Origin of the sequence: Streptomyces sp. NBC_00667 (assembly GCF_036226825.1) — a bacterium.
Classification (GTDB): domain Bacteria; phylum Actinomycetota; class Actinomycetes; order Streptomycetales; family Streptomycetaceae; genus Streptomyces.
This window is the reverse complement of sequence record NZ_CP109022.1, coordinates 3007028-3026296: the sequence shown is the minus strand read 5'-3', so window position 1 is coordinate 3026296 and position 19269 is coordinate 3007028. Positions and strand designations below refer to the sequence as shown.

Here is a 19269-nt window from a genome sequence, read left to right as displayed (position 1 = left end):
CAGATCCGGCAGAACCGGGACGGACGCGTGAACGCGACGGAAGAGAGCGTCGGCAGTGACCACCGCTGAGCAGTACAGGCGACCGGAGCGCGCCCGCGACACCGGACCGCGCGACGGGACCGACGGGAGCTGGGCGCACCGGCACCCGGTGGCCGTCGCCGCCGCCCTCGCCGCGCTCCTGCACGTCGTCTGGTTCTTCAGCTTCGCCAACAGCGGGGGCGACCTCGCGGCGCAGGACGCGTGGGCGGAGTTCGTCGGCCGCCACCCCGACACGGCGTACAACCTCGCCTGGTACGGGGGCATGCACCCGGTCTCGTACAGCGTGGTCTCGCCGTACCTCATGCACGTGCTCGGCGTCCGGACCACCATGATGGTCGCCGGCACCGTCTCGGCGGCGCTGCTCGCGCTGATCCTCACCCGGTGCCGGGGCGCCGTGCGGCGTCCGCTGTGGCCGGCCCTGGCCGGGGTGTACGGGCTGCTGTGCAACGCCCTGTCCGGCCGCGTCACCTTCGGGCTCGGGGCGATGTTCGCGCTGGCCGCCGTCGCCGCGGTCTTCTGCTGGCCGCGCAAGTGGGCGGAGCGCCGCTGGGCCAAGGCCGCCGTCGCCGCCCCGCTCGCGGGGCTCGCCACCGCTTCCAGCCCGGTGGCCGGCCTCTTCCTCGGGGTGGTCGCGGCCGCGCTGTTCCTGAGCGGGCGGCGGCCGGGGGCGTACGCGCTGGGGCTGGCGCCGGTGGCCGTGGTCGGGCTGTCGGCGTGGCTGTTCCCGTTCTCGGGCACGCAGCCGATGAAGCTGGGCTCGGCCTGGCTGCCGTTCGTGTTCGGGCTGGCGATCCTGTTCCTGGTGCCGAAGCGGTGGAAGACGGTCCGGATCGCCTCGGCCGTGTACACCGTCGGGGTGTTCCTGACCTGGGCGATCGACTCCCAGGTGGGGTCGAACGTCACCCGCCTCGTGATGCTGTTCGGCGGGGCGGTGCTGCTGGCGGCGCTCCCGTATTCGATCCCGCGCTCGCGGCGCTGGTACGCCGTGGTCGTCGCCTTCGCCGGGCTGACGGTCTGGATCACCGCCAACAGCATCACCGACATCATCCGCACCACCCCGCTCGCCGCATGGAACCGGGAGCTGGCTCCGCTGGTCGACCAGCTCCAGAAGTCGGGCGCCGACCGGGGGCGGGTGGAGGTGGTACCGGCCAGCAGCCACCGCGAGTCCTCGGCCTTCCCGTCGTACGTGAACCTCGCGCGCGGCTGGAACCGCCAGGCCGACCTGGAGCGCAACCCGCTCTTCTACGACGACACCCTCACGGCCGAGAGCTACCGGTCCTGGCTGGAGCGCTGGGCCGTGCACTACGTGGTGCTGCCCGCCGACAAACCCGACTCGGGCGGGGCGGACGAGGCGAAGCTCGTGCGCGAGGGGCTGCCGTACCTCCAGCAGGTGTGGGGCGACGCGAACTGGCAGCTGTACAAGGTGCTCGCCCCGACGGACCTGGTGGCCGGGGCCGCCACGGTGGTGCGGGCGGGCGCGGACCAGCTGGTCATCGCGGTGCGGGAGCCGGGGCGGGTCCTGGTGCGGATCCCGCACTCGCCCTGGCTGGGGCTGGTCGACGCGGCGGGCCGGGCGGTGGCGCCGCCCCAGGAGACCTTCGCGTCGAAGGCGGCCGCAACGGCGCCGAAGCAGTACGCGAACACGGCCGGCTGCCTGTTCAAGGCCCCCGTGGACGCCGACGGGGACGTCTGGACGGAGCTGCTGGCGCCGGCCGCGGGACAGTACCGGGTGTCGGCGAAGTACCAGCTCCCCCGGGGTACCCCCTGCCCGGAGGAACTCCTGCGCGGCCCTTGATCGGCGTGCGGTGGCCCCCGTACCTGCATACGATCCGGTTAGACCGATTGGCAGACCGATTGGGTGCTTCCCGAGGGAGTGACGACGGGATGAGTAAACCGCACAAGCAGGACGTCCGGACGGCGATCACGAAGGCCGCGGAGCAGACCCACCTCCCCCGCACGCCGGGTCACGGCTTCGAAGGTCCGGTCCCCAGCAAGGTCAAGGGCGGAGCGCACACGAAAGCGGCCCTCAAGCGCTCCGGCGCCCCCCAGGGCGACCGCATCGGCGAACGCACCAAAGGCCTGAGCTGACCCCATCGCCTGCCCGGCCCCCCGGCAGCCGAAAACCCGGAAGGCCCCCCACCATCCCGGCGGGGGGCCTTCTCCATGCGTCGTGCAACGTGCCCTCGGCAGGATTCGAACCTGCGACACCGGCTTTAGGAGAGCCGTGCTCTATCCCCTGAGCTACGAAGGCGGGGCCCTGGCGTGAAACGTGTCCGAATGCTCCGCATGAGAGCCCGGCTCGCCTCGGCAAGGTCCTGGGCTGCCACGAGGGCAGCCCAGGGACAGGGTAGCGGATCAGGGCGGGGCTCTGCGGCTCGGTTCCCGGGCGATCGGCGCGGTCGCGGACGGGGCGGCCGGACGCACACCGCAGGCCGGGGCCGATGCGATCCCCGGAGCCGGAACACCAGTTGGGGACCGACCGCAGCCGCCGGTGGTCCGGCACCCCGACAGGAGGGCACGGCGTGCCTGCGAGGGTGCATGGGACCCCGGCGCGCACAATGCCCGTGCATTTCCGATCCACGAGGAAAGTCCGTTCCGAGTTCCCGACACAAGGAGTGCCTGCCGATGGATCTGGAACTCACCGGAAAAGTCGCCGTCGTCACCGGTGCCGGCAAGGGCATCGGCCTGGCCATCACCGAGGCGTTCCTGCGCGAGGGCGGCCGTGTGGTCGCCGGCAGCCGTTCCGAGACCCCCGAGCTGGCCGCATTGCGCGAGAGGTACGACGTGGCCTTCGTCGCCGGCGATCTGGCTACCGCCGAAGGCGTGGATGCGCTGATCCAGGCGGCGATGGAACGGCAGGGCAGGATCGACGTCTTGGTCAACAACGTCGGAGCCACGAAGCCCCGCGTCGATTTCCTCTCCATCGACGACGCACAGTGGCAGCGGGCCTTCGACGTGAACTTCTTCAGCGCCGTCCGCGCCGTCCGCGCCGCGCTGCCGCACTTGCTCGCGGGCGGCGGAGGCGCGGTCGTCAACATCAGTTCCCTCAACGCCCGGCTGCCCTTCCCCACGGTGGTGGACTACTCGGCGGCCAAGGCCGCGCTGACCAGCCTCACCAAGGCACTGTCGGAGGAGTTCGCGCCGCGCGGCGTACGGGTGAACTCCATCGCTCCGGGCCCGGTCCGCACCCCGTTCTGGACCGCCCCCGGCGGCTTCGCCGAGGCCGTGGCGGCCGGCGCGGGCACCACGGCCCAGGAGGCCATGGACGTGGTGGTGCCGCAGCAGACGGGCATCAGTACGGGACGCTTCACCGAACCCCAGGAGGTCGCCGACCTCGCGCTCTTCCTGGCCTCGCCCCGCGCCGCGAACATCACGGGCGCCGAATTCCTCATCGACGGCGGCCAGACCAAGACGACCTGAGCGGGCCGGTCGGGGATGCGCGGCCCCGGGCGGGAGAGACGATCTCAGGGGCGGGTCACCCGGATCTGGAAGCTGCCGTCGGGGCGTTCGGACGTGACGGCGATGGTGATGCGCGCCTTGGGGTCGGTGAAGGTTTCACCGGGGCGGAAGGGGGCGTCCGAGAGCTCCGAGTGGACGTTCGGGCGGCGGGTGCAGCCGCCGCTGGCGGTCGTGCTGTCGGAGACCGTGACCGGGCCGCGGCCGGTGTCCACCTGGGAGTCCACCTTGTAGATCAGCACTCCCGGCTTGCACACGGACTCGTCGTTCCCGGCCTGCGTGCGCACCTCCACCGCGTACCCGCTGTTCTCCGTCAGCGGTACGAAGGCCAGCTTCATGCCGCCCTCCACCCCCAGCGGCGTCAGTACCTGCTCCGTGACCCCGGACTTCGACGCGCAGCCGATCTGGTTGCTGTCCAGCCAGCCCAGCTTCCACTTGTGCCAGCCCAGCAGGTCGTTGTTGGAGCCCCAGTCCTCGCTCATGATGTCCCAGTGCCCGACCGCGCCGCCCCCGTCGGGGGTGTACAGGTCCGGCAGCCCGAAGACGTGGCCGTTCTCGTGGGGGAGGACCCGGTAGCCGGTCTCCCGGTAGGAGCCCGAACCGTCGTCCTGCCGGCTGTAGACGAAGGACGTGTTGGAGAGCGGCACCCCGTCGGCCATCGGTGCCTCGCCGTTGCCGGAGAACGTCACCGACAGGACGGTGTCCAGGGCCGACGGCCCGGCGTTCGGCGTGACCAGGACGTTGATCAGGTCGTAGCGGCTGAAGTCGACCTCGGGGTCGGCGGCCTGCGCTATGTGCTCGACCAGCTGCCGGTAGCCCGGTTCGTACGCGGACCCGCGGCCGATCCCGTACGCCGCGAACGGCATCGGCATCCTCAGCCAGTTCCGTATCGGCGCCTCGGCCCGGTAGGTGAGCCGGCCGTAGGAGCTGGTCCGGAACCAGTCCGAGGTCTGCGGGAAGAACTCCGCCAGCCGGTCCACGGCCGAGCCCTCGCCCTTGGCGTCGGGAAAGTCGATCATCAGGTTCAGTGCCCGGACCTCGCCGGTCGAGCGGGAGTACCCGGGCGGCGTCGGAAGTCCCTCGGACATCTGGACGCCCATCGTGCTCGCGATCCGGCAGGGCGCGAGCGCCGAGTCGACGCTCGTGGCCACGGGACCCGCGGCGGAGTGGGTGCGGCTGGATATCCCGGCGCTGGCGGTGGCGGTGACGCCGATGGCCAGCGCGGCGATGCCGACGTACGCGCAGGTGCGGCGCGGACTGCGTATCCGGTGGCGGGTCTGCGTCATGGAGCTCGCCTTCGGGCCGCGGCAGCCGGCCGGGCCCGGTCTGCTCTCTGTGCGCTCACCCTCCGACGGCTGTGGCGCGCCCGCGCGTCAGGAGCGGCCAAACGGGAGCACGGTGCGGCAGGGGTGTGATCCAGGTCATACGAAGGAGTGAAATAACCGGGGAGTCGATCCCCGTTTGGAGTATTGACCCCGCAAACGGGGACGGCTTCCCCGTTTCTGGTGGTCGCCGTGCAGACGAGTCCCGTGCCGAGGAGGCCCCGGAATGAAGCGCTCCACCACCGCCGCGGCTCCGACCGCGCCCCGGGTGCCGGTGGACCTCGCGGCTCCGGCCCCCGGTCGCGGCGACGGGCTCCCGCGCCCGCGCGCCGACGCCGTCCGCAACCGGGAGCGCATCCTGGCGGCGGCCCGCGAGCTCTTCGTGGAGTTCGGCTCCGCCGCCCCCTTCGACGAGGTCGCCCGCCGGGCCGGCGTCGGCAACGCCACGCTGTACCGGCACTTCCCCGACCGGGCCGCGCTGGTCCACCACGTCGTGCTGTACGTCATGGACCGGGTCGTCCTCCACGCCGAGGAGGCCCTCGCCGAGGAACCCGACGCCTTCGCCGCGCTGTGCCGGTTCACGCACGCGGCCGCGGACGAGCGGTTCGGCGCCCTGTGCCCGATGCTCTCCGCCGACTTCGACCACGACCACCCCGAACTCCACGCGGCACGCGGTGCGTTGGCGGTGGCCATCGAGAACCTGCTGGCTGCGGGCCAGGGTGGCGGACTCGTCCGCACCGACATCGGGGCCGGTGACCTGATGATCGCCCTCTCCCAGCTCGGCCGCCCCCTCCCGGGCACCGGTTGCATGGACGCGGACCGCTTCGTCCACCGTCACCTCCAGGTGTTCCTCGACGGGTTGCGGGCCCCGGCCCGCTCCGAGCTGTCGGGCGGCGCGACCACCCTGGAAGACCTGAGGCGGACCGCCATGTAACGCCCCACACCGCCGGCTTCCTCCTCGCCGCCACCGGCATGCTGCTGCTCACGCAGCTCGAGGTCGGCTCCTCGTACCCGGCGCTGATCCTGCCGGCGCAGCTGCTGCTGGGCCTGGGGATGGGTTCGGCGTTCATGCCGGCGATGTCGCTGGCCACCCACGGGGTGAACCCGGCCGACGCCGGCGTCGCCTCCGCCATGGTGAACACCTCGCAGCAGGTGGGCGGCGCCATCGGTACCGCGCTGCTGAACACCATCGCCGCCTCGGCGACGACCGCGTACCTGACCGACCACGCGGCGCAGGCCGCCGCGGGCGGTGCGGCGGCGAAGCTGATCCAGGCGCAGGCCATGGTGGAGGGCTACTCCTCGGCCATCTGGTGGGCCGTCGGCATCCTGGTCACCAGCTCGCTCATCGCGTTCACCCTGATCAACACGGGTCGGCCCGGCTCGGCCGGTCCGGTCGCCTCGGGTGACGGCGTGGCGGACGAGGTGCGGATCCCGGTGGTCGCCCACTGACGCGGGCGCCGGGCGCCGTACGGGAATGACGGATGACCCCGCTTCGTTCAAATTTGAACGAAGCGGGGTTAGTCTTTTCGAAGGGACCGCGTACCGCGTACGGGACCCCGCGACCGGCCATGAGGAGCGCGCGCTGTGACTGCGAACACCACCACCCCCCGAGCGGGCCGCATGCCCGCGCTGTACCTGAGCCACGGCGCCCCGCCGCTCGCCGACGACCCGGTCTGGCCCGGCGAACTGGCCGCCTGGTCGGCCGCCCTGCCCCGCCCCCGCGCGATCCTGATGGTCTCCGCGCACTGGGAAGAGGCCCCGCTGGCCCTCGGTGCCACCGAGCGGGCCCCGCTCGTGTACGACTTCTGGGGCTTCCCCGAGCACTACTACCGGGTGTGCTACGACGCCCCGGGCGCCCCCGAGCTGGCCGCCTCCGTGCGCAAACTGCTGCGCGCGCCCGGAACCCCGGTCCAGGACATCCCGGACCGCGGGCTCGACCACGGGGCCTACGTCCCGCTCGTGGAGATGTTCCCGGAGGCCGACGTCCCGGTGCTCCAGATATCGATGCCGACGCTCGACCCGGCCCGCCTGATGGAGATCGGCCGCACCCTCGCCCCGCTGCGGGACGAAGGGGTCCTGATCGTGGGCAGCGGCTTCTTCACGCACAACCTCGCCGCGCTCCGGCACGCGGGCGGCGTGCCCGGCTGGTCGACGGAGTTCGACGCCTGGGGCCGTGAGGCGCTGGCCGCCGCCGACGTGGACGCCCTGCTCGACTTCGAGGCCAAATCCCCGGCCGGCCGTCTGGCCCACCCGCGTACCGAGCACTTCGCGCCGCTGTTCGTCACCCTGGGAGCCGCCGAGGCCTCCGGCGATCTCGGAGCCCCGGGCACCCCCGTGGACGGCTTCTGGATGGGGTTGTCGAAGCGCTCGCTCCAGTTCGGCTAGGCCGCAGCCGGGCCCCTTTCCCGGGGGCCGGCGGTTCGCCCCGTATCCGGCCATTGGGGTCATTCGCTCACCAGTCCAGGCAACCAGGCGCTGGTCGCGGCCGTCTTGACAGGAGAGGCGCGCCGAGAAGGGCTACAGAGAAGTGCGCGGGGGAATGCGCGGAGGAGCGCGGGAGAACCGCCCAGGAGAAACGTGCCCTCCGCTGCCGTGAAAGACGGCGATAGCGGGGCAGGGTACTGCAAGATGTGGAAAAAAGACGGCCCCCGTGGGAATTCTGTCCCGATTCCAGTCGTTGTTTCCATCGGAAGCGGGCACTCGGGAGAGTGTCCGAAGGACGCGTCGACCGTGCCGCACTTCTCACAGCCGAGGCGTCCGGCAGCCGCACCGCGAACGAAATCCATCGCATCGCAAGGGAGCACGCATGGCAACCCGCGCCGTCGCCCGCAGTCAGTCCACGGGCAGTGCCCGCGCCGCGGGCGGCGAGATCGCCGACCGCGACCTGGTCGGCATGTACCTGGACGAGATCGCGCGCACCCCGCTGCTCGACGCGGCCAAGGAAGTGGAGCTGTCGCAGATCATCGAGGCGGGCGTCTACGCCCAGCAGATCCTCGACGGTGCGATAGAGCGCGCAGGGCAGACGTCCCCGGCGCGTGAGGAGCTGGAGGCCCTGGCGGCCGAGGGAGAGCGCGCCAAGGAAGTCTTCATCCGCTCCAACCTCCGCCTGGTCGTGGCCGTCGCCCGCCGCTACCCGCGCAGCGGGCTCCCCCTGCTCGACCTGATCCAGGAGGGCAACGCCGGCCTGGTCCGCGCGGTCGAGAAGTTCGACTACACCAAGGGCTTCAAGTTCTCCACGTACGCCACGTGGTGGATCCGCCAGGCCATCACCCGTTCCATCGCCGACCAGTCCCGGACCATCCGCCTCCCCGTCCACCTGGTCGAGGAGCTCGGCCGCATCCGCCGGATCCAGCGCGAGTTCAACCGCGAGAACGGGCGGGACCCGGAGCACGCGGAGATCGCCGCCGAGCTGGACACGACGGAGAAGCGCGTCGGTGACGTACTGGACTGGGCGCGCGACCCGGTCAGCCTCAACATGTCCGTCGACGACGAGGGCGACACCCAGTTCGGGGACCTGCTGGAGGACACCTCCGCGATCTCCCCGGAGCAGTCCGTGCTGTCCCTGCTCCGCAGTGAGGAGCTGGAGGACCTGCTCGGCAAGCTCGACCAGCGCACCGCGTCGATCATCAAGATGCGGTACGGGATCGAGGACGGGCGCGAGCGCACGCTGACCGAGGTCGGCAAGCAGCACGGCCTGACCCGGGAGCGGATCCGGCAGATCGAGAAGCACGCGCTGCTGGAGCTCAAGCGGATGGCGCGCGACACCGGCTTCGACGCCGTGGCCTGATCGGCCCCGCCCGACCGGCCCCACAAGACGCCCCGCCCGACCGGCTACGGAAGGCGGAGCCCCCAGAACGAGCCCCCGGTGCCTATCCCCCCCAGGCGCCGGGGGCTCCCTGCTGCCCGGGCGACGGAACCGCCCGGGCACGGCCCGCCCGGACGGGGGAACCGCCCCGGGCGCGGCCCGCCCGGACCGCGACTCACGCCCCGACGGGGCTCGACCTCGTCAGCCGCGCGGCCAGCGCCCGGGCGGCCTCCGCGAGCGCCGGCGGGGTGTGGACCGTGAAGTCCGCTCCCGCCAGAGCGAGCCGGGCCGCCAGCCACTCCGGCGCGTCCCCGCTCTCGAACCGCACCCGGCAGCCCCGTGCCACCGGCACCACCTGCCCCCTCAGCCAGCCCGGCAGCGCCTCGGCCGGCGCATCGAAGGTCACCTCGACCGCGTACGTCTGCTCCCCGCGCAGCCCCCGCCGCACGAACTCCGCCGCCTCCACCGGCAGCGCCCGCGGGGCGAACCGCGCGCCCGTCGCGAACGGGTCGCTGACCCGGTCCACCCGGAAGGTGCGCCAGTCGTCCCGTTCCAGGTCGTACGCGACGAGGTACCACCGGCTCCCCGTGCTCACCAGCCGGTACGGCTCCACCAGCCGCCGGGACTCCGCCCCGTCCCGCGCCCGGTAGGCGAACCGCAGCCGCTCCGGTCCCGCCACCGCCGCCGCCATCGTCGTCAGCGTCCGCGGATCCACGCTCGCCCCGTCGCCGCGGGCCACCGCCACCGTGGCCGACTGCAGCGCGCCCACCCGGTGCCGCAGCCGCGCCGGCAGGACCTGCTCCAGCTTCGCGAGGGCCCGTACGGACGCCTCCTCCACCCCCTCGATGGCGTGCCCGGCCCCCGCCCGCAGCCCCACCGCGATCGCCACCGCCTCCTCGTCGTCCAGCAGCAGCGGCGGCATCGCCGCGCCCGCCACCAGCCGGTACCCGCCCTCCGACCCCAGCGTGGCCTCCACCGGGTACCCCAGCTCCCGCAGCCGCTCGATGTCCCGCCGGATGGTCCGGGCGCTGACCCCGAGCCGATCGGCCAGCTCGCTGCCGGGCCACTCGCGCGGGGTCTGGAGCAGGGAGAGCAGGGTGAGCAGCCGGCCGGGGGTGTCGTTCATGACATCAGGCTGCCAGGGAAATAGGACACCACCTGACCTACATGCCGTCTAGGTTGCTTCCTATGAGCACCGAGACAGCCCAGACATCGCCCGAAAGAGAGACCGGGCCCGTACGAGAAGAGCGGAACGACACCCTCGACGACCACACGAGCGACCACCCGAACGACCACGCGGGCAGCAGCTCGCCCGCCGACCGCCGCCGCTGGCTGGCGCTCGCCATCGTGATGACCGCGGCGTTCATGGACCTGGTCGACGTCACGATCGTCAACATCGCGATACCCAGCATGCGCGAGGACTTCGGCGCCTCCACCAGCGCGATCCAGTGGATCACCGCCGGGTACGCCCTCGCCTTCGCCGCCGGTCTGATCACGGGCGGCCGTCTCGGTGACATCTACGGCCGCAAGCGCCTGTTCCTCATCGGCATCGCCGGTTTCACCGCCGCCTCGGCGCTCTGCGGCATCGCCGCCAACCCGTCCGTGCTCGTCGCCTCCCGCATCCTCCAGGGCGGTATGGCCGCCATGATGGTGCCGCAGGTGCTGGCGATCATCCACGTCACCTTCCCGCCCCACGAGCGCGGCAAGGTCTTCGGCATGTTCGGCGCGATCGTGGGCCTCGGCGCCGTCTCGGGCCCGATGCTCGGCGCGCTGCTCACCGAGTGGAACCTCTTCGGCCTCGAATGGCGCCCGATCTTCCTGATCAACCTGCCCGTCGGAATCGCGGGCGTGATCCTGGGCGTCAAGTTCATCACCGAGTCCAAGGCCCCCAAGGCGCTGCGGCTCGACCTGGTCGGCGTCGTGCTCGCGACCCTCGCCCTGGTGATGCTGATCTTCCCGCTGACGCACGGCCGTGAGAACGACTGGCCGCTGTGGGGCTTCGTCTGCATGATCGCCGCGCCGTTCCTGTTCGCCGGCTTCATCGCCTACGAGAAGCACAAGATCCGCAAGGACGGCTCGCCGCTGGTGGAGCTCTCCCTCTTCAAGATCAAGAGCTTCGCGGGCGGCATCGCCGTCCAGCTGACCTTCGGCATCGCGACCGGCATCTTCTTCCTGGTCTGGACGCTGTACATGCAGATGGGCCTCGGCTGGACCCCGCTGCGCGCGGGCACCACCGGCATCCCCTTCTCGATCGCGGTGTCCGCGGCCGCGGGCATGTCCGTGCAGAAGCTCGTGCCGCGCTTCGGCCGCAAGGTGCTCCAGGCGGGCGCGCTGACCATGGCCGCGGGCCTGCTCCTCTACATCTGGGAGTCCGCCCACTACGGCATGGGGATCGCCTCCTGGCAGATGGCCGCGCCCCTGGTCGTCATGGGCATCGGTATGGGCCTGATCGTGGCCCCGCTCACCGACACCGTCCTCTCCCAGGTGCCGCGCGAGCACGCCGGCTCCGCCTCCGGCCTGATCAACACCACGGGGCAGATGGGCAACGCGCTCGGTCTGGGCCTGACGTCCGTCGTCTTCTTCGGAGTGATCGACGACGACATGGTCTACGGGGCCCCGTACGTCGAGGCCTTCCGCAGCGCGCTGTGGTGGGTCGTGGCGGTCCTGGTCGTGATCTTCACGGTGATGTTCATGCTGCCGCGCAAGCAGGTCCCGATGGACGAACGCGAGGGCGCCGAGACCGCCTGAGCAGCAACGTGACAGTCGGGCGCGCCCACCTGCGGAGGGCGCGCCCGACGCGCTGAAGGGCGCCCCCCGTCAGCGGACCCGGGCGCGCAGCTCCATCGCCTCGCGCGCGGTGGCCTCGCTCTCGTACACCTCGCACATGTGGCGGCCGTCCGGCGTGGCCGTGTGCTCGACCTCCCACAGGCTCACCTCGCTGCCGTCCACGAGGACGAACGCGTGCTCGTACAGGGTGAATCCCACGCCCCGCCCGTCCGACAGCCACTGCCGGCCGCCGAAGGCCTGGGTGATCTGGTGCGCGTAGGCCGACCGCAGGCGCAGCGCCACCCGCTCGCCGGGCCGGTCCGCGTTCTCCGCCCGGCGCAGCACCCGGCGGGCGTGGTCGGCGGACTGCTCCACCGCGTACTCCCGGTGCGGGGCGCGCGCCGGGTCCGCGAACAGGGCACTGAGGGCGGCCGCGTCGTCCTGCTGCTCCGCCCCTTCCGGCGCCAGGTCCCGCGCCACTTGTGAGGGCACCTCACCGAACGTGCGGGCCACCGCGAGGCAGAGCTCGGACCGGCTCGCGAACAGCTCGTACCGCACGACCCGGTCGCCCTGCCGGCGGTAGACCAGTTCCCAGAGCGACTCCGCGCCGCCGTCGGCCAGGAGGTAGGTGTGCCGGTGGGTCTCCCGCCACAGTCCCGCCGACGGGCTGTGGTGGGTGGTGTGCAGCGAAGAGCTGTGGGCGAGCGCCGTACGCAGGCGCCCGACCAGCCGGTCCGGCAGGTCGAAGGAGTTGAGGGCGCGGCCCAGGAGTCGATCGAGGTGGGCCTCGGTTGTCTCGTACGGATCGCTCAAGGTGGGTCTCCAGGCCGTCGCAGCTTGTCACTTCGCGGAAGCACAACGTAGCCCCTGGCACTGACATCACGTCCGGGATTCGTTAAAACGTCCGGGAAGCATCAGGGGTTCCCGCCACCCCATCAGGTCAACTTGCGTACGAATGCGTACGGTTGGCCCCGGTCTGCTGGGAAGCGCGGGACTATGGGCCACATGGCAACGAACGGCACGGCACCAGACAGCACCACAACCACCCCAGTGGGCCTCCCGCGCCAACAGGACCGCTCCAGACGGACCGGTGACGAACCCGCCCGCGCCCCGCGCGGATTGGCGTGGTTGCTGGTCCTCACCGGATGCGCAGGCGTGCTGGCCTCCTGGGTGATCACGCTCGACAAGTTCCTCCTGCTGGAAGACCCGTCCTTCAAGCCGGCGTGCAGCCTGAACCCCGTGGTCTCCTGCGGCAGCGTCATGCAGAGCGAGCAGGCGCAGGCCTTCGGCTTCCCCAACCCCATGCTGGGGCTGGTCGCCTACGGGGCCGTCGTGTGCGTGGGCGCGGGCCTGCTGGCCGGGGCCCGCTACCGGGGCTGGTTCTGGCTCGGACTGAACGCCGGGATGCTCTTCGGCACCGGCTTCTGCACCTGGCTCATGGCCCAGTCCCTCTACGAGATCAACGCGCTCTGCCTGTGGTGCTGTCTGACCTGGGCGGCGACGCTGGTGATGTTCTGGGCGGTCACCGCGCACAACCTCCGTACGAGCGCGGCCCCCGGCGCGCTGCGCCAGTTCTTCACCGAGTTCGGCTGGGCGCCGCCCGCCCTGCACCTGGGCGTGATCGGGATGCTGATCCTCACCCGGTGGTGGGAGTTCTGGACGAGCTGACGCGGCCACGCGCGAGGGCCCCGGCAGCTGGAGGCTGCCGGGGCCCTCGTCACCTCACACACCGCACCGCGTCACCGCGTCGCTCCACGGGCGCCGGGGCCCGGCCCTGCGGCCGGTCGGGCCGCCGGGGGAACGGCGATCAGCTGCCGTTGGACAGGTTGCCGGAGAGGACCGGGATGTTGTCCAGGATGTGCGAGAGCGGCTCGTCGCCCTTGGCCTGGGTGGAGTTCTCGGTGCACTGCTGGTTCTGCGGGTTGGACAGGACGTTGATGTCCTGGACACCGACGTTGATCAGGGCGAGGATCGACTGCACGTTGGCCTTGACCGGCAGGCCGATGCAGGGCTTGTTCAGCGTGCCCTGGACCAGGCCGAGCTGCGGGCTCAGGGGCCCCTCGGTCTTCTGGTTGCCGTAGATCTGGGTCGCCCCGTTGCCGTTGACGGTGTTGATCCCGTTGTCGTTGCCGATGGCCATGGCCGGGGCCGCGACAGCAGCGCCCGCGCCGACAGCGGCGGCGGTGACCGCGGCAGCAGTCATGATCTTCTTGAGCATCATTGGTCCTTTTGTCGCACGAGTGCCCGCTAGTGGAGCGCCCTGATCAACTGCCTCCGCAGGGGGTTGGTTCCGCTGCTTCACTCAAACGGCCCGTTCGGAGGAGCGCGTTTCCCCGCCCGGGTGAGGGCGCCCCGGACGTGTGCGCGAAGTCCGTACGCGGCCCGCACGTACGAGCTGTCAGGGCGGCCCGTACGGGCGGTCCCCTCGGACGGCCCGCACGCGGAGGGCCGTCCGTGGCCCTCCGGTTGCGCTCCGTGCAAGGTGTTCGCACGGTGGGTAAGGAAGTGGATCGTTGGGGTCCACTTCGTGCGACCACCGTAAGGAAGCCCATGCGCACGAAGCCGTTCCGCACCCGCGTCCTCGTCCCGTCGGCCCTCGCCGCCGTCATACTTGCCGGCGCGGCAGCCCCTGCGGGCGCCGCGGGCGGCGACAGTTCCGCCTCGCTCTCGCGTCGAGTGGCGGCCGTCCAGCAGCAGGTGAAGGAAGTGGAGGCGGCCAAGGCGGCGGCCGGGCCGGTCGACGATCTGCTCGCCGGTCTGCTCAAGACGCTGCAGGACCTGCTCAAGTCGTTGACGAGCCTGCTGCCGGCCGGGGTGACCCTGCCGCCGATCGAGCTGCCGAAGCTGCCGGAGATCCCCGCGTTGCCGGCGCTGCCCGCCCTGCCGACGCTGCCGGTCGACGCGGTCAAGAAGACCCCGTCCGTCATCGTCCCGGCGGTACCCGCCACTCCGGCGGTTCCGCCGGTGGCGAGTCCCCTCAAGCCGCCCGCCGACCTGATCCCGGAGATCCCCGACGTGCCCGACCTGCCCTGAGGGCGGGACGGGCCGTCGCCGCCGGGCGGCGGAGTGCGGACGCGAACGCGGCGCGGGGTTACGACTATTGAGCTGAACAGGTCTGATCCCGCCCGTACCCGTGTCGTTCGGGAACCTGAACCGTTTCGCTCGATGTGAGCCCCAAAGATCGGGGCAGGACGTCGAAGAGAAGGTGCACTTCCCATGAACTCTGCTGCCAAGAAGGCCGCCGTGGCCCTGGCCTCCGCTGGTCTCGCTGTGGCCGGTGCCGCGGGCGCCGCCTCCGCCGACGCGGGTGCCGAGGGTGTGGCCGCGGGGTCCCCCGGTGTCCTCTCGGGCAACCTGGTCCAGGTCCCGGTCCACGTTCCGATCAACGTCTGCGGTAACTCCGTCAACATCGTTGGTCTGCTGAACCCGGCGTTCGGCAACGTCTGCGTCAACGACTGACGTCGGCACACCCGTCTGTGGGCGCCCCGGCCTCGCCGGTGGCGCCCACAGTCATGCCGGTACCCGGCCGGTCCGGTCCGATCGGGTCAGTTGGCCCCGCCGTTGAGGTGGACGCCGCCGAGCATCGGGGTCGCCTGGGTGGCCCCGTCCGCGAGCTTCATCACCTGGCCGGGCGCGTCGTTGCGGACCTTGTTGACGCTCTGCACGGTGCCGACCACCTTGCCCACGGTGTCGCCCTGCTCGGCCAGGGCGTTGCCCGCGGTCTGGGGGAGGGCCTCGGAGACCGGGTTGACGGCGTTCAAGGTCTCCGTCACCCCGCCCGTCAGGCTCATGGGGGGCATGGCCGCCGTCTCGGCCGCGAAGGCGGGAGCGGTGGCGGCGAGGGCGGCGACCGAGCCGGCGACGACTGCGGCGACCTTCGTGAACTTCATTTTTTCGAAATCCTTTTCCAGCGGCGACCGTCGCGCCGCTTTCGACCTGGCTAACGATTCCCGGGGGATACGGAAACGCGCGAGCGAACACGGCGACGGCCGGAAAATCCGAACCAGGGATTCTCCGGCCGATATTTCTTCCGATTACCGGTATTGCCCGGTCAGGCGGCCCGGGAGCGCCGGTAGAGAATGGCGCCGCCCAGGACCAGCGCCGCGGCGAGCGCCGCCGCCGCGCCGGGCTGGCCGGCTCCGGTGGCGGCCAGCTCCGGTGCCCGGACCTGCGGGCGGGCCGGTACGGGGGCCGGTGCCGGAGCGGGTGCCGGTGCCGGTGCCGGTGCGGGCAGGACGTGGACGGGGAGGTCTCCGGCGGGGGCGGCCGGCGGCTGGTCCGCGGGACGCGGGGCCTGCGGCGCGGGCGCCGGGGCCGGGTGCTCCACGACCTGGCTGCCGTGCGGCGGGCCGCCGGGACCCTCTTCCACCGGGGCCGGGAGGGTGTGGGGGGCCTCTTCCTCGACCGGGGCCGGGAGGGTGTGCGGGGCCTCCTCCTCGGCCTGCGGCGGCGCGGGCGGTGCGGGGTGCCCGGCCCGCGGGTGGTCGTCGCACTCCTCCTCGCCCCGGCCCCCACGGGAGTCGAAGCCGCCGTGCGAGTCCGCGGGCTGCGGGAGTTCGGTCCGGGGGGCCGTGTGGTGCGGGGCCTGGTGCTGGGGGGCCGCGTGCGCCGGGGCCTGGTGCTGCGGGGCCGCGTGGGGTGCCTGGTGCTGGGGAGCCGCGTGCTGGGGCGCCTCGTGGTGCACCGCTCCCTGGTGCTGGGGTGCCGTGTGCGCCGGGGCCTGCTGCTGCGGGGCTGCGTGCGCCGGGGCCTGCTGCTGCGGGGCCTGCTGCTGCGGGGCTGCGTGCGCCGGGGCCTGCTGCTGCGGGGCCTCGTGGTGCATGGCCCCGTGGGGCGGGGCCGCGGGCTGCGGAGCGGCGTGGCGGGGGGCGTGGTGCCGGGGGGCGGCCTCGTCTTCGTGGCGCTGCCGCGGGAGCGCGTGGCGGCCCTGCCGCTCGTCGAGGTAGCGCTCGAAGGCCTCGGCGTGCTCCGGGCTCAGGTAGCGCTCGTAGTCGAAGTCGGCGTCGGATCCGGTGGTGTTGGCACAGGTGTTCCCGAACGCCGGGTTGAGCGCCGCACCCCCGTCCACGCTGTTGCCGCACACGTTCGGGGAGAACGTGATCGGTACGGAGACGGCGTTCCCGGACGCCACACCAGGCGAGTGCGCGGCTTCGGCCATCGCCCCCGGGAATGCGTAGGCCGCGCCGGTCGCGATCGACAGCAGGCTCGAAGCGGCCGCCGCCGTGAGCACCCCCTTGCCCAGTACCTGTCGGCTCAGTACCTGTCGCATGGGTCCTTCCCTGTCTACCGGCGCTCTCGCCGGTGCTGAATCGAAATGGCCTCGGAGTGCACCGCCGTGCACTCCGAGGCCACTGGCGAGGAGGTGTGCCCTTGCGGGCGCGAGCGCTTCGTCAGTCGTTGACGCAGACGTTGCCGAACGCCGGGTTCAGCAGCGCGATCACGTTGACGGTGTTGCCGCAGACGTTCACCGGCACGTGCACCGGGACCTGGACGAGGTTGCCCGAGAGGACACCGGGGGACCCCACGGCCGCGCCCTCGGCACCCGCGTCGGCCATGGCGGGAGAGGCGGCACCGGCGGCCATCAGAACGCCGGCGGCCAGCACCACTGCCTTCTTGTACGTCATTTGTTTTCGATCCTTCCTGCAGAGGCGTATCCACTGCAAAATTAACAACGAGTGGCTTCGGAAAAAGAAACCGGCTATTTCCGGGGGCGTGCGGTCATTTCACCCCGATGCCGCGCGCGCGTGCTCCGGAATTCGCCGGCGGATTCGGTCGGGGACCTGCGTCGGCCCGTGGAAAGGGCTCATACGCGGCGGGGCCGCCGCGACCCGAAGGTGCGGCGGCCCCGTCCCGGCGCGGTGCGCTCAGCTGCCGGAGGAGACGTTGCCCGACAGGACCGGGATGTTGTCCAGGATGTGCGAGAGCGGCTCGTCGCCCTTGGCCTGGGTGGAGTTCTCGGTGCACTGCTGGTTCTGCGGGTTGGACAGGATCGGGACGTCCTGGACGCCGACGTTGACCAGGGCGAGGATCGACTGCACGTTGGCCTTGGCCGGCAGGGCGATGCAGGGCTTGTTGAACGAGCCCTGGATCAGCGCCATCTGGGGGCTCATGTTGCCGTAGGTGGCCTGGTTGCCGTAGATCTGCGAGGCGCCGTTGCCGTTGACGGTGTTGATGCCGTTGTCGTTGCCGATGGCCATCGCCTGGGGCGCCATGGCGGCACCAAGGCCCACGACGGAGGCGGCAACCGCTGCGCCGGCCGCAAACTTCTTGATCATTGTCGTCCCTTTTTTGCAGGATTGCCCGTTACTTGGAGCACCCGGATCAACGGCCCGCCCCCGGCTCGGGTTGCGTGTCTTCACCCGGATGCCGAAGTTTCGGACATCACGGTTGACGTCGGGCGTTGACGCGGGTGGTGCCGAGCGTGTGGCGCGGCGGAGGGTCGGGCGCGGCGAGGGCGCGGGTGGCGGTGATCCCTGCGGCGGCCCCGGCGGCGGGTCCGCCCGGGACGGGGGTGTCCGCCGTCGCACCGTCCTTCATCTCCGCTTTTCCCTTTCCGTTCGAACAAGGTGCACCTGCATAACGACCCGCCCACTGCGAGGGTGCGTGTTATCGCCCAAAAGGCCGTACGAGCGAGTCCCGCGTGATTTCAGCCCTGATATCTGCCAAAGTTCACTCCTGTTTTGTCCCCTTGATCGAAATAGGAGGCAGGGTCATGGGTTCCCCCCGAAGAATCCTCGGCGCGCTGGGTCTTCTGTCCTGCCTCATGCTTTCGGCCAACGTCCCCGTGGCCGGTGCGGCCACGCCCGCCGCGACGGAGACCGCCGCCGTCGGGGAGCTGCCCCGCGTCCCGTTCACCCAGCGCTACCAGGCCGTGCTGCACGGCGGGCTGGTCCGGGCGTCGAACTCCTCGATCTCCTGCCGCAAGGAGGAGGCGCCGCAGGCAGAGCCGTGCGCGGAGGTCAAGCGCGGCGCGGCGGGGGTCAACGGCGACTACGACATGTTCTACACGGAGGTCGACAAGGACCCCGACACCTACAACTCCACCCGCGCCGAGCTCAAGATCCCCCAGGGGGCGAAGGTCGCGTACGCCCGGCTGTACTGGGGCGGGAACCTGCGCGTGGGCGAGCAGAAACCGCCGGAGGACAGCGGCCGGGTGCTGGTCGCCGAGCCCGGCGGGGCGTACAAGGAAGTCCTGGCGGACACCGTGGTCGGGCACCGCACCGACGCGGCGAGCGACGCCTACCAGGCCTCGGCCGACGTGACCCCGCTCGTGCGCAAGGGCGGTACCGGGATGTGGACGGTCGCCCAGCTGAACATCGCCATGGGCCGCTCGGAGGCGGGCGCCTGGGGCGGCTGGACGCTCGTCGCCGCGTACGAGCAGCCGCAGGAGCCGCTGCGCCGCGTCTCGCTGTGGGACGGCTTCGAGGGCCTGGCGTCCGGGGCCGGCGAGGCGGCCGGGGAGACGGTGGAGCTGACCGGGCTGAACGCCCCGGCGGGCTCCACCGGGCGGCTCGGGGTGGTCGCGTACGACGGCGACCGGGGGAGCCTCGGGGACTCGCTCACGGTGACCGCCGACAGTGGCCGCCGGGTGAGCATCAGTGATGCGGAAAATCCTTTCAATGACGTCATGAATTCCACCATCACGGAATTCGGGCAGGCGTTCGTGCGACAGCCTGAATATATGAACAATCTCGGATACGACGCGGACGTGTTCGATCTGAGTCCCGCCCTGTCCGGTGGCGCCCGCAGCCTGAGCTTCAAGTTCACGGGCGAAAGCCAGGGGCAATTCCTCGGCGTGCTCTTCGTTCAGACAGACGCGCGCCGCTGAACGCAGGAGACCACTCCACGTGCCGACACATCGTTCGACAGCACACTCCCCGC

Annotated in this window: 20 protein-coding genes, 1 tRNA gene and 1 pseudogene; 12 read left to right on the top strand and 10 right to left on the bottom strand. The window is 71.6% G+C overall.

All coding sequences use genetic code 11. From position 1 onward, the window contains the following. Positions 1 to 55 precede the first annotated feature (55 nt). Positions 56 to 1834 (top strand): MFS transporter, encoded by a 1779-nt coding sequence (locus tag OHA81_RS14035; protein WP_329195990.1) that lies wholly within the window; start codon positions 56 to 58, stop codon positions 1832 to 1834. Between the two features lie 89 nt (positions 1835 to 1923). After that, entirely contained in the window at positions 1924 to 2127 is a 204-nt protein-coding gene (locus OHA81_RS14030) for a hypothetical protein (protein WP_329195988.1), read from the top strand. A gap of 90 nt (positions 2128 to 2217) precedes the next feature. Here the strand turns inward: OHA81_RS14030 and OHA81_RS14025 are convergent. Continuing rightward, a tRNA-Arg gene (locus OHA81_RS14025) sits at positions 2218 to 2290 on the bottom strand. 374 nt (positions 2291 to 2664) lie between these two features. Between OHA81_RS14025 and OHA81_RS14020 the strand changes: the two genes are divergently transcribed. Beyond that, positions 2665 to 3459 (top strand): SDR family NAD(P)-dependent oxidoreductase, encoded by a 795-nt coding sequence (locus OHA81_RS14020; protein ID WP_329195986.1) that lies wholly within the window; start codon positions 2665 to 2667, stop codon positions 3457 to 3459. Positions 3460 to 3503: 44 nt separating this feature from the next. Here the strand turns inward: OHA81_RS14020 and OHA81_RS14015 are convergent, their stop codons facing one another. After that, positions 3504 to 4781 carry a M6 family metalloprotease domain-containing protein gene (locus OHA81_RS14015; protein WP_329195984.1) on the bottom strand — a complete coding sequence of 426 codons (1278 nt, stop codon included), beginning with the start codon at positions 4779 to 4781 and terminating at the stop codon, positions 3504 to 3506. A gap of 262 nt (positions 4782 to 5043) precedes the next feature. Between OHA81_RS14015 and OHA81_RS14010 the strand changes: the two genes are divergently transcribed. From OHA81_RS14010 to OHA81_RS13995, 4 genes and pseudogenes are all read left to right on the top strand, one after another. Beyond that, positions 5044 to 5751 carry a TetR/AcrR family transcriptional regulator gene (locus tag OHA81_RS14010; RefSeq protein WP_329195983.1) on the top strand — a complete coding sequence of 236 codons (708 nt, stop codon included), beginning with the start codon at positions 5044 to 5046 and terminating at the stop codon, positions 5749 to 5751. A 14-nt stretch (positions 5752 to 5765) separates the two neighbouring features. Beyond that, positions 5766 to 6266 (top strand): annotated as a pseudogene (locus OHA81_RS14005) (MFS transporter); the annotation flags it as partial. Positions 6267 to 6437: 171 nt separating this feature from the next. Further along, complete coding sequence (locus OHA81_RS14000) at positions 6438 to 7202, top strand: dioxygenase family protein (protein ID WP_329202274.1); 765 nt, start codon at positions 6438 to 6440, stop codon at positions 7200 to 7202. A 421-nt stretch (positions 7203 to 7623) separates the two neighbouring features. Continuing rightward, complete coding sequence (locus OHA81_RS13995) at positions 7624 to 8604, top strand: sigma-70 family RNA polymerase sigma factor (RefSeq protein ID WP_329195981.1); 981 nt, start codon at positions 7624 to 7626, stop codon at positions 8602 to 8604. A 193-nt stretch (positions 8605 to 8797) separates the two neighbouring features. Here OHA81_RS13995 and OHA81_RS13990 read toward each other — a convergent pair whose 3' ends face one another. Continuing rightward, a complete protein-coding gene (locus OHA81_RS13990) occupies positions 8798 to 9748 on the bottom strand; it encodes a helix-turn-helix transcriptional regulator (RefSeq protein WP_329195980.1) in 951 nt (316 codons plus the stop codon). Between the two features lie 62 nt (positions 9749 to 9810). Between OHA81_RS13990 and OHA81_RS13985 the strand changes: the two genes are divergently transcribed. Then, positions 9811 to 11370, top strand: a complete 1560-nt coding sequence (locus OHA81_RS13985) for an MFS transporter (protein ID WP_329195978.1) — start codon at positions 9811 to 9813, stop codon at positions 11368 to 11370. A 69-nt stretch (positions 11371 to 11439) separates the two neighbouring features. Here OHA81_RS13985 and OHA81_RS13980 read toward each other — a convergent pair whose 3' ends face one another. After that, complete coding sequence (locus tag OHA81_RS13980) at positions 11440 to 12201, bottom strand: DUF6227 family protein (RefSeq protein ID WP_329195977.1); 762 nt, start codon at positions 12199 to 12201, stop codon at positions 11440 to 11442. 183 nt (positions 12202 to 12384) lie between these two features. Here OHA81_RS13980 and OHA81_RS13975 point away from each other — a divergent pair, with 183 nt between their 5' ends. Next, positions 12385 to 13056 (top strand): vitamin K epoxide reductase family protein, encoded by a 672-nt coding sequence (locus OHA81_RS13975; RefSeq protein WP_443056538.1) that lies wholly within the window; start codon positions 12385 to 12387, stop codon positions 13054 to 13056. Positions 13057 to 13195: 139 nt separating this feature from the next. On the opposite strand, the gene OHA81_RS13970 is transcribed toward OHA81_RS13975, so the two are convergent. Next, positions 13196 to 13606 carry a rodlin gene (locus tag OHA81_RS13970; protein ID WP_329202272.1) on the bottom strand — a complete coding sequence of 137 codons (411 nt, stop codon included), beginning with the start codon at positions 13604 to 13606 and terminating at the stop codon, positions 13196 to 13198. 332 nt (positions 13607 to 13938) lie between these two features. Between OHA81_RS13970 and OHA81_RS13965 the strand changes: the two genes are divergently transcribed. Both OHA81_RS13965 and OHA81_RS13960 read left to right on the top strand, forming a co-directional pair. Then, positions 13939 to 14421: a hypothetical protein gene (locus tag OHA81_RS13965; RefSeq protein ID WP_329195974.1), complete on the top strand. Its 483-nt coding sequence runs from the start codon at positions 13939 to 13941 to the stop codon at positions 14419 to 14421. 183 nt (positions 14422 to 14604) lie between these two features. Then, on the top strand, positions 14605 to 14847 hold the full coding sequence (locus OHA81_RS13960; RefSeq protein ID WP_329195973.1) for a chaplin: 243 nt from the start codon (positions 14605 to 14607) through the stop codon (positions 14845 to 14847). A gap of 86 nt (positions 14848 to 14933) precedes the next feature. On the opposite strand, the gene OHA81_RS13955 is transcribed toward OHA81_RS13960, so the two are convergent. The 5 genes from OHA81_RS13955 to OHA81_RS13935 form a co-directional block, all read right to left on the bottom strand. Further along, positions 14934 to 15278, bottom strand: coding sequence for a hypothetical protein (locus OHA81_RS13955; RefSeq protein ID WP_329195971.1), 345 nt, complete (start codon positions 15276 to 15278; stop codon positions 14934 to 14936). Between the two features lie 161 nt (positions 15279 to 15439). Next, entirely contained in the window at positions 15440 to 16657 is a 1218-nt protein-coding gene (locus OHA81_RS13950; RefSeq protein ID WP_329195969.1) for a chaplin, read from the bottom strand. Positions 16658 to 16778: 121 nt separating this feature from the next. Next, positions 16779 to 17012, bottom strand: a complete 234-nt coding sequence (locus tag OHA81_RS13945) for a chaplin (protein ID WP_443056537.1) — start codon at positions 17010 to 17012, stop codon at positions 16779 to 16781. Positions 17013 to 17252: 240 nt separating this feature from the next. Next, entirely contained in the window at positions 17253 to 17663 is a 411-nt protein-coding gene (locus OHA81_RS13940; RefSeq protein ID WP_329195967.1) for a rodlin, read from the bottom strand. Positions 17664 to 17769: 106 nt separating this feature from the next. Continuing rightward, positions 17770 to 17925: a hypothetical protein gene (locus OHA81_RS13935; RefSeq protein WP_329195965.1), complete on the bottom strand. Its 156-nt coding sequence runs from the start codon at positions 17923 to 17925 to the stop codon at positions 17770 to 17772. A 103-nt stretch (positions 17926 to 18028) separates the two neighbouring features. Here OHA81_RS13935 and OHA81_RS13930 point away from each other — a divergent pair, with 103 nt between their 5' ends. Beyond that, the gene (locus OHA81_RS13930; protein ID WP_329195963.1) at positions 18029 to 19216 is read left to right on the top strand and encodes a DUF3344 domain-containing protein; all 1188 of its coding nucleotides are present in this window, start codon (positions 18029 to 18031) and stop codon (positions 19214 to 19216) included. Positions 19217 to 19269 lie beyond the last annotated feature (53 nt).

Coding starts and splice junctions, on each gene's coding strand:
- OHA81_RS14015 (WP_329195984.1), bottom strand. CDS start 4,781: ATGACGCAGACCCGCCACCGGATACGCAGTCCGCGCCGCACCTGCGCG.
- OHA81_RS13955 (WP_329195971.1), bottom strand. CDS start 15,278: ATGAAGTTCACGAAGGTCGCCGCAGTCGTCGCCGGCTCGGTCGCCGCC.
- OHA81_RS14030 (WP_329195988.1), top strand. CDS start 1,924: ATGAGTAAACCGCACAAGCAGGACGTCCGGACGGCGATCACGAAGGCC.
- OHA81_RS13970 (WP_329202272.1), bottom strand. CDS start 13,606: ATGCTCAAGAAGATCATGACTGCTGCCGCGGTCACCGCCGCCGCTGTC.
- OHA81_RS13940 (WP_329195967.1), bottom strand. CDS start 17,663: ATGATCAAGAAGTTTGCGGCCGGCGCAGCGGTTGCCGCCTCCGTCGTG.
- OHA81_RS13960 (WP_329195973.1), top strand. CDS start 14,605: ATGAACTCTGCTGCCAAGAAGGCCGCCGTGGCCCTGGCCTCCGCTGGT.
- OHA81_RS13950 (WP_329195969.1), bottom strand. CDS start 16,657: ATGCGACAGGTACTGAGCCGACAGGTACTGGGCAAGGGGGTGCTCACG.
- OHA81_RS13975 (WP_443056538.1), top strand. CDS start 12,385: ATGGGCCACATGGCAACGAACGGCACGGCACCAGACAGCACCACAACC.
- OHA81_RS13985 (WP_329195978.1), top strand. CDS start 9,811: ATGAGCACCGAGACAGCCCAGACATCGCCCGAAAGAGAGACCGGGCCC.
- OHA81_RS13995 (WP_329195981.1), top strand. CDS start 7,624: ATGGCAACCCGCGCCGTCGCCCGCAGTCAGTCCACGGGCAGTGCCCGC.
- OHA81_RS13945 (WP_443056537.1), bottom strand. CDS start 17,012: ATGACGTACAAGAAGGCAGTGGTGCTGGCCGCCGGCGTTCTGATGGCC.
- OHA81_RS14000 (WP_329202274.1), top strand. CDS start 6,438: ATGCCCGCGCTGTACCTGAGCCACGGCGCCCCGCCGCTCGCCGACGAC.
- OHA81_RS13990 (WP_329195980.1), bottom strand. CDS start 9,748: ATGAACGACACCCCCGGCCGGCTGCTCACCCTGCTCTCCCTGCTCCAG.
- OHA81_RS13935 (WP_329195965.1), bottom strand. CDS start 17,925: ATGAAGGACGGTGCGACGGCGGACACCCCCGTCCCGGGCGGACCCGCC.
- OHA81_RS14010 (WP_329195983.1), top strand. CDS start 5,044: ATGAAGCGCTCCACCACCGCCGCGGCTCCGACCGCGCCCCGGGTGCCG.
- OHA81_RS13965 (WP_329195974.1), top strand. CDS start 13,939: ATGCGCACGAAGCCGTTCCGCACCCGCGTCCTCGTCCCGTCGGCCCTC.
- OHA81_RS14020 (WP_329195986.1), top strand. CDS start 2,665: ATGGATCTGGAACTCACCGGAAAAGTCGCCGTCGTCACCGGTGCCGGC.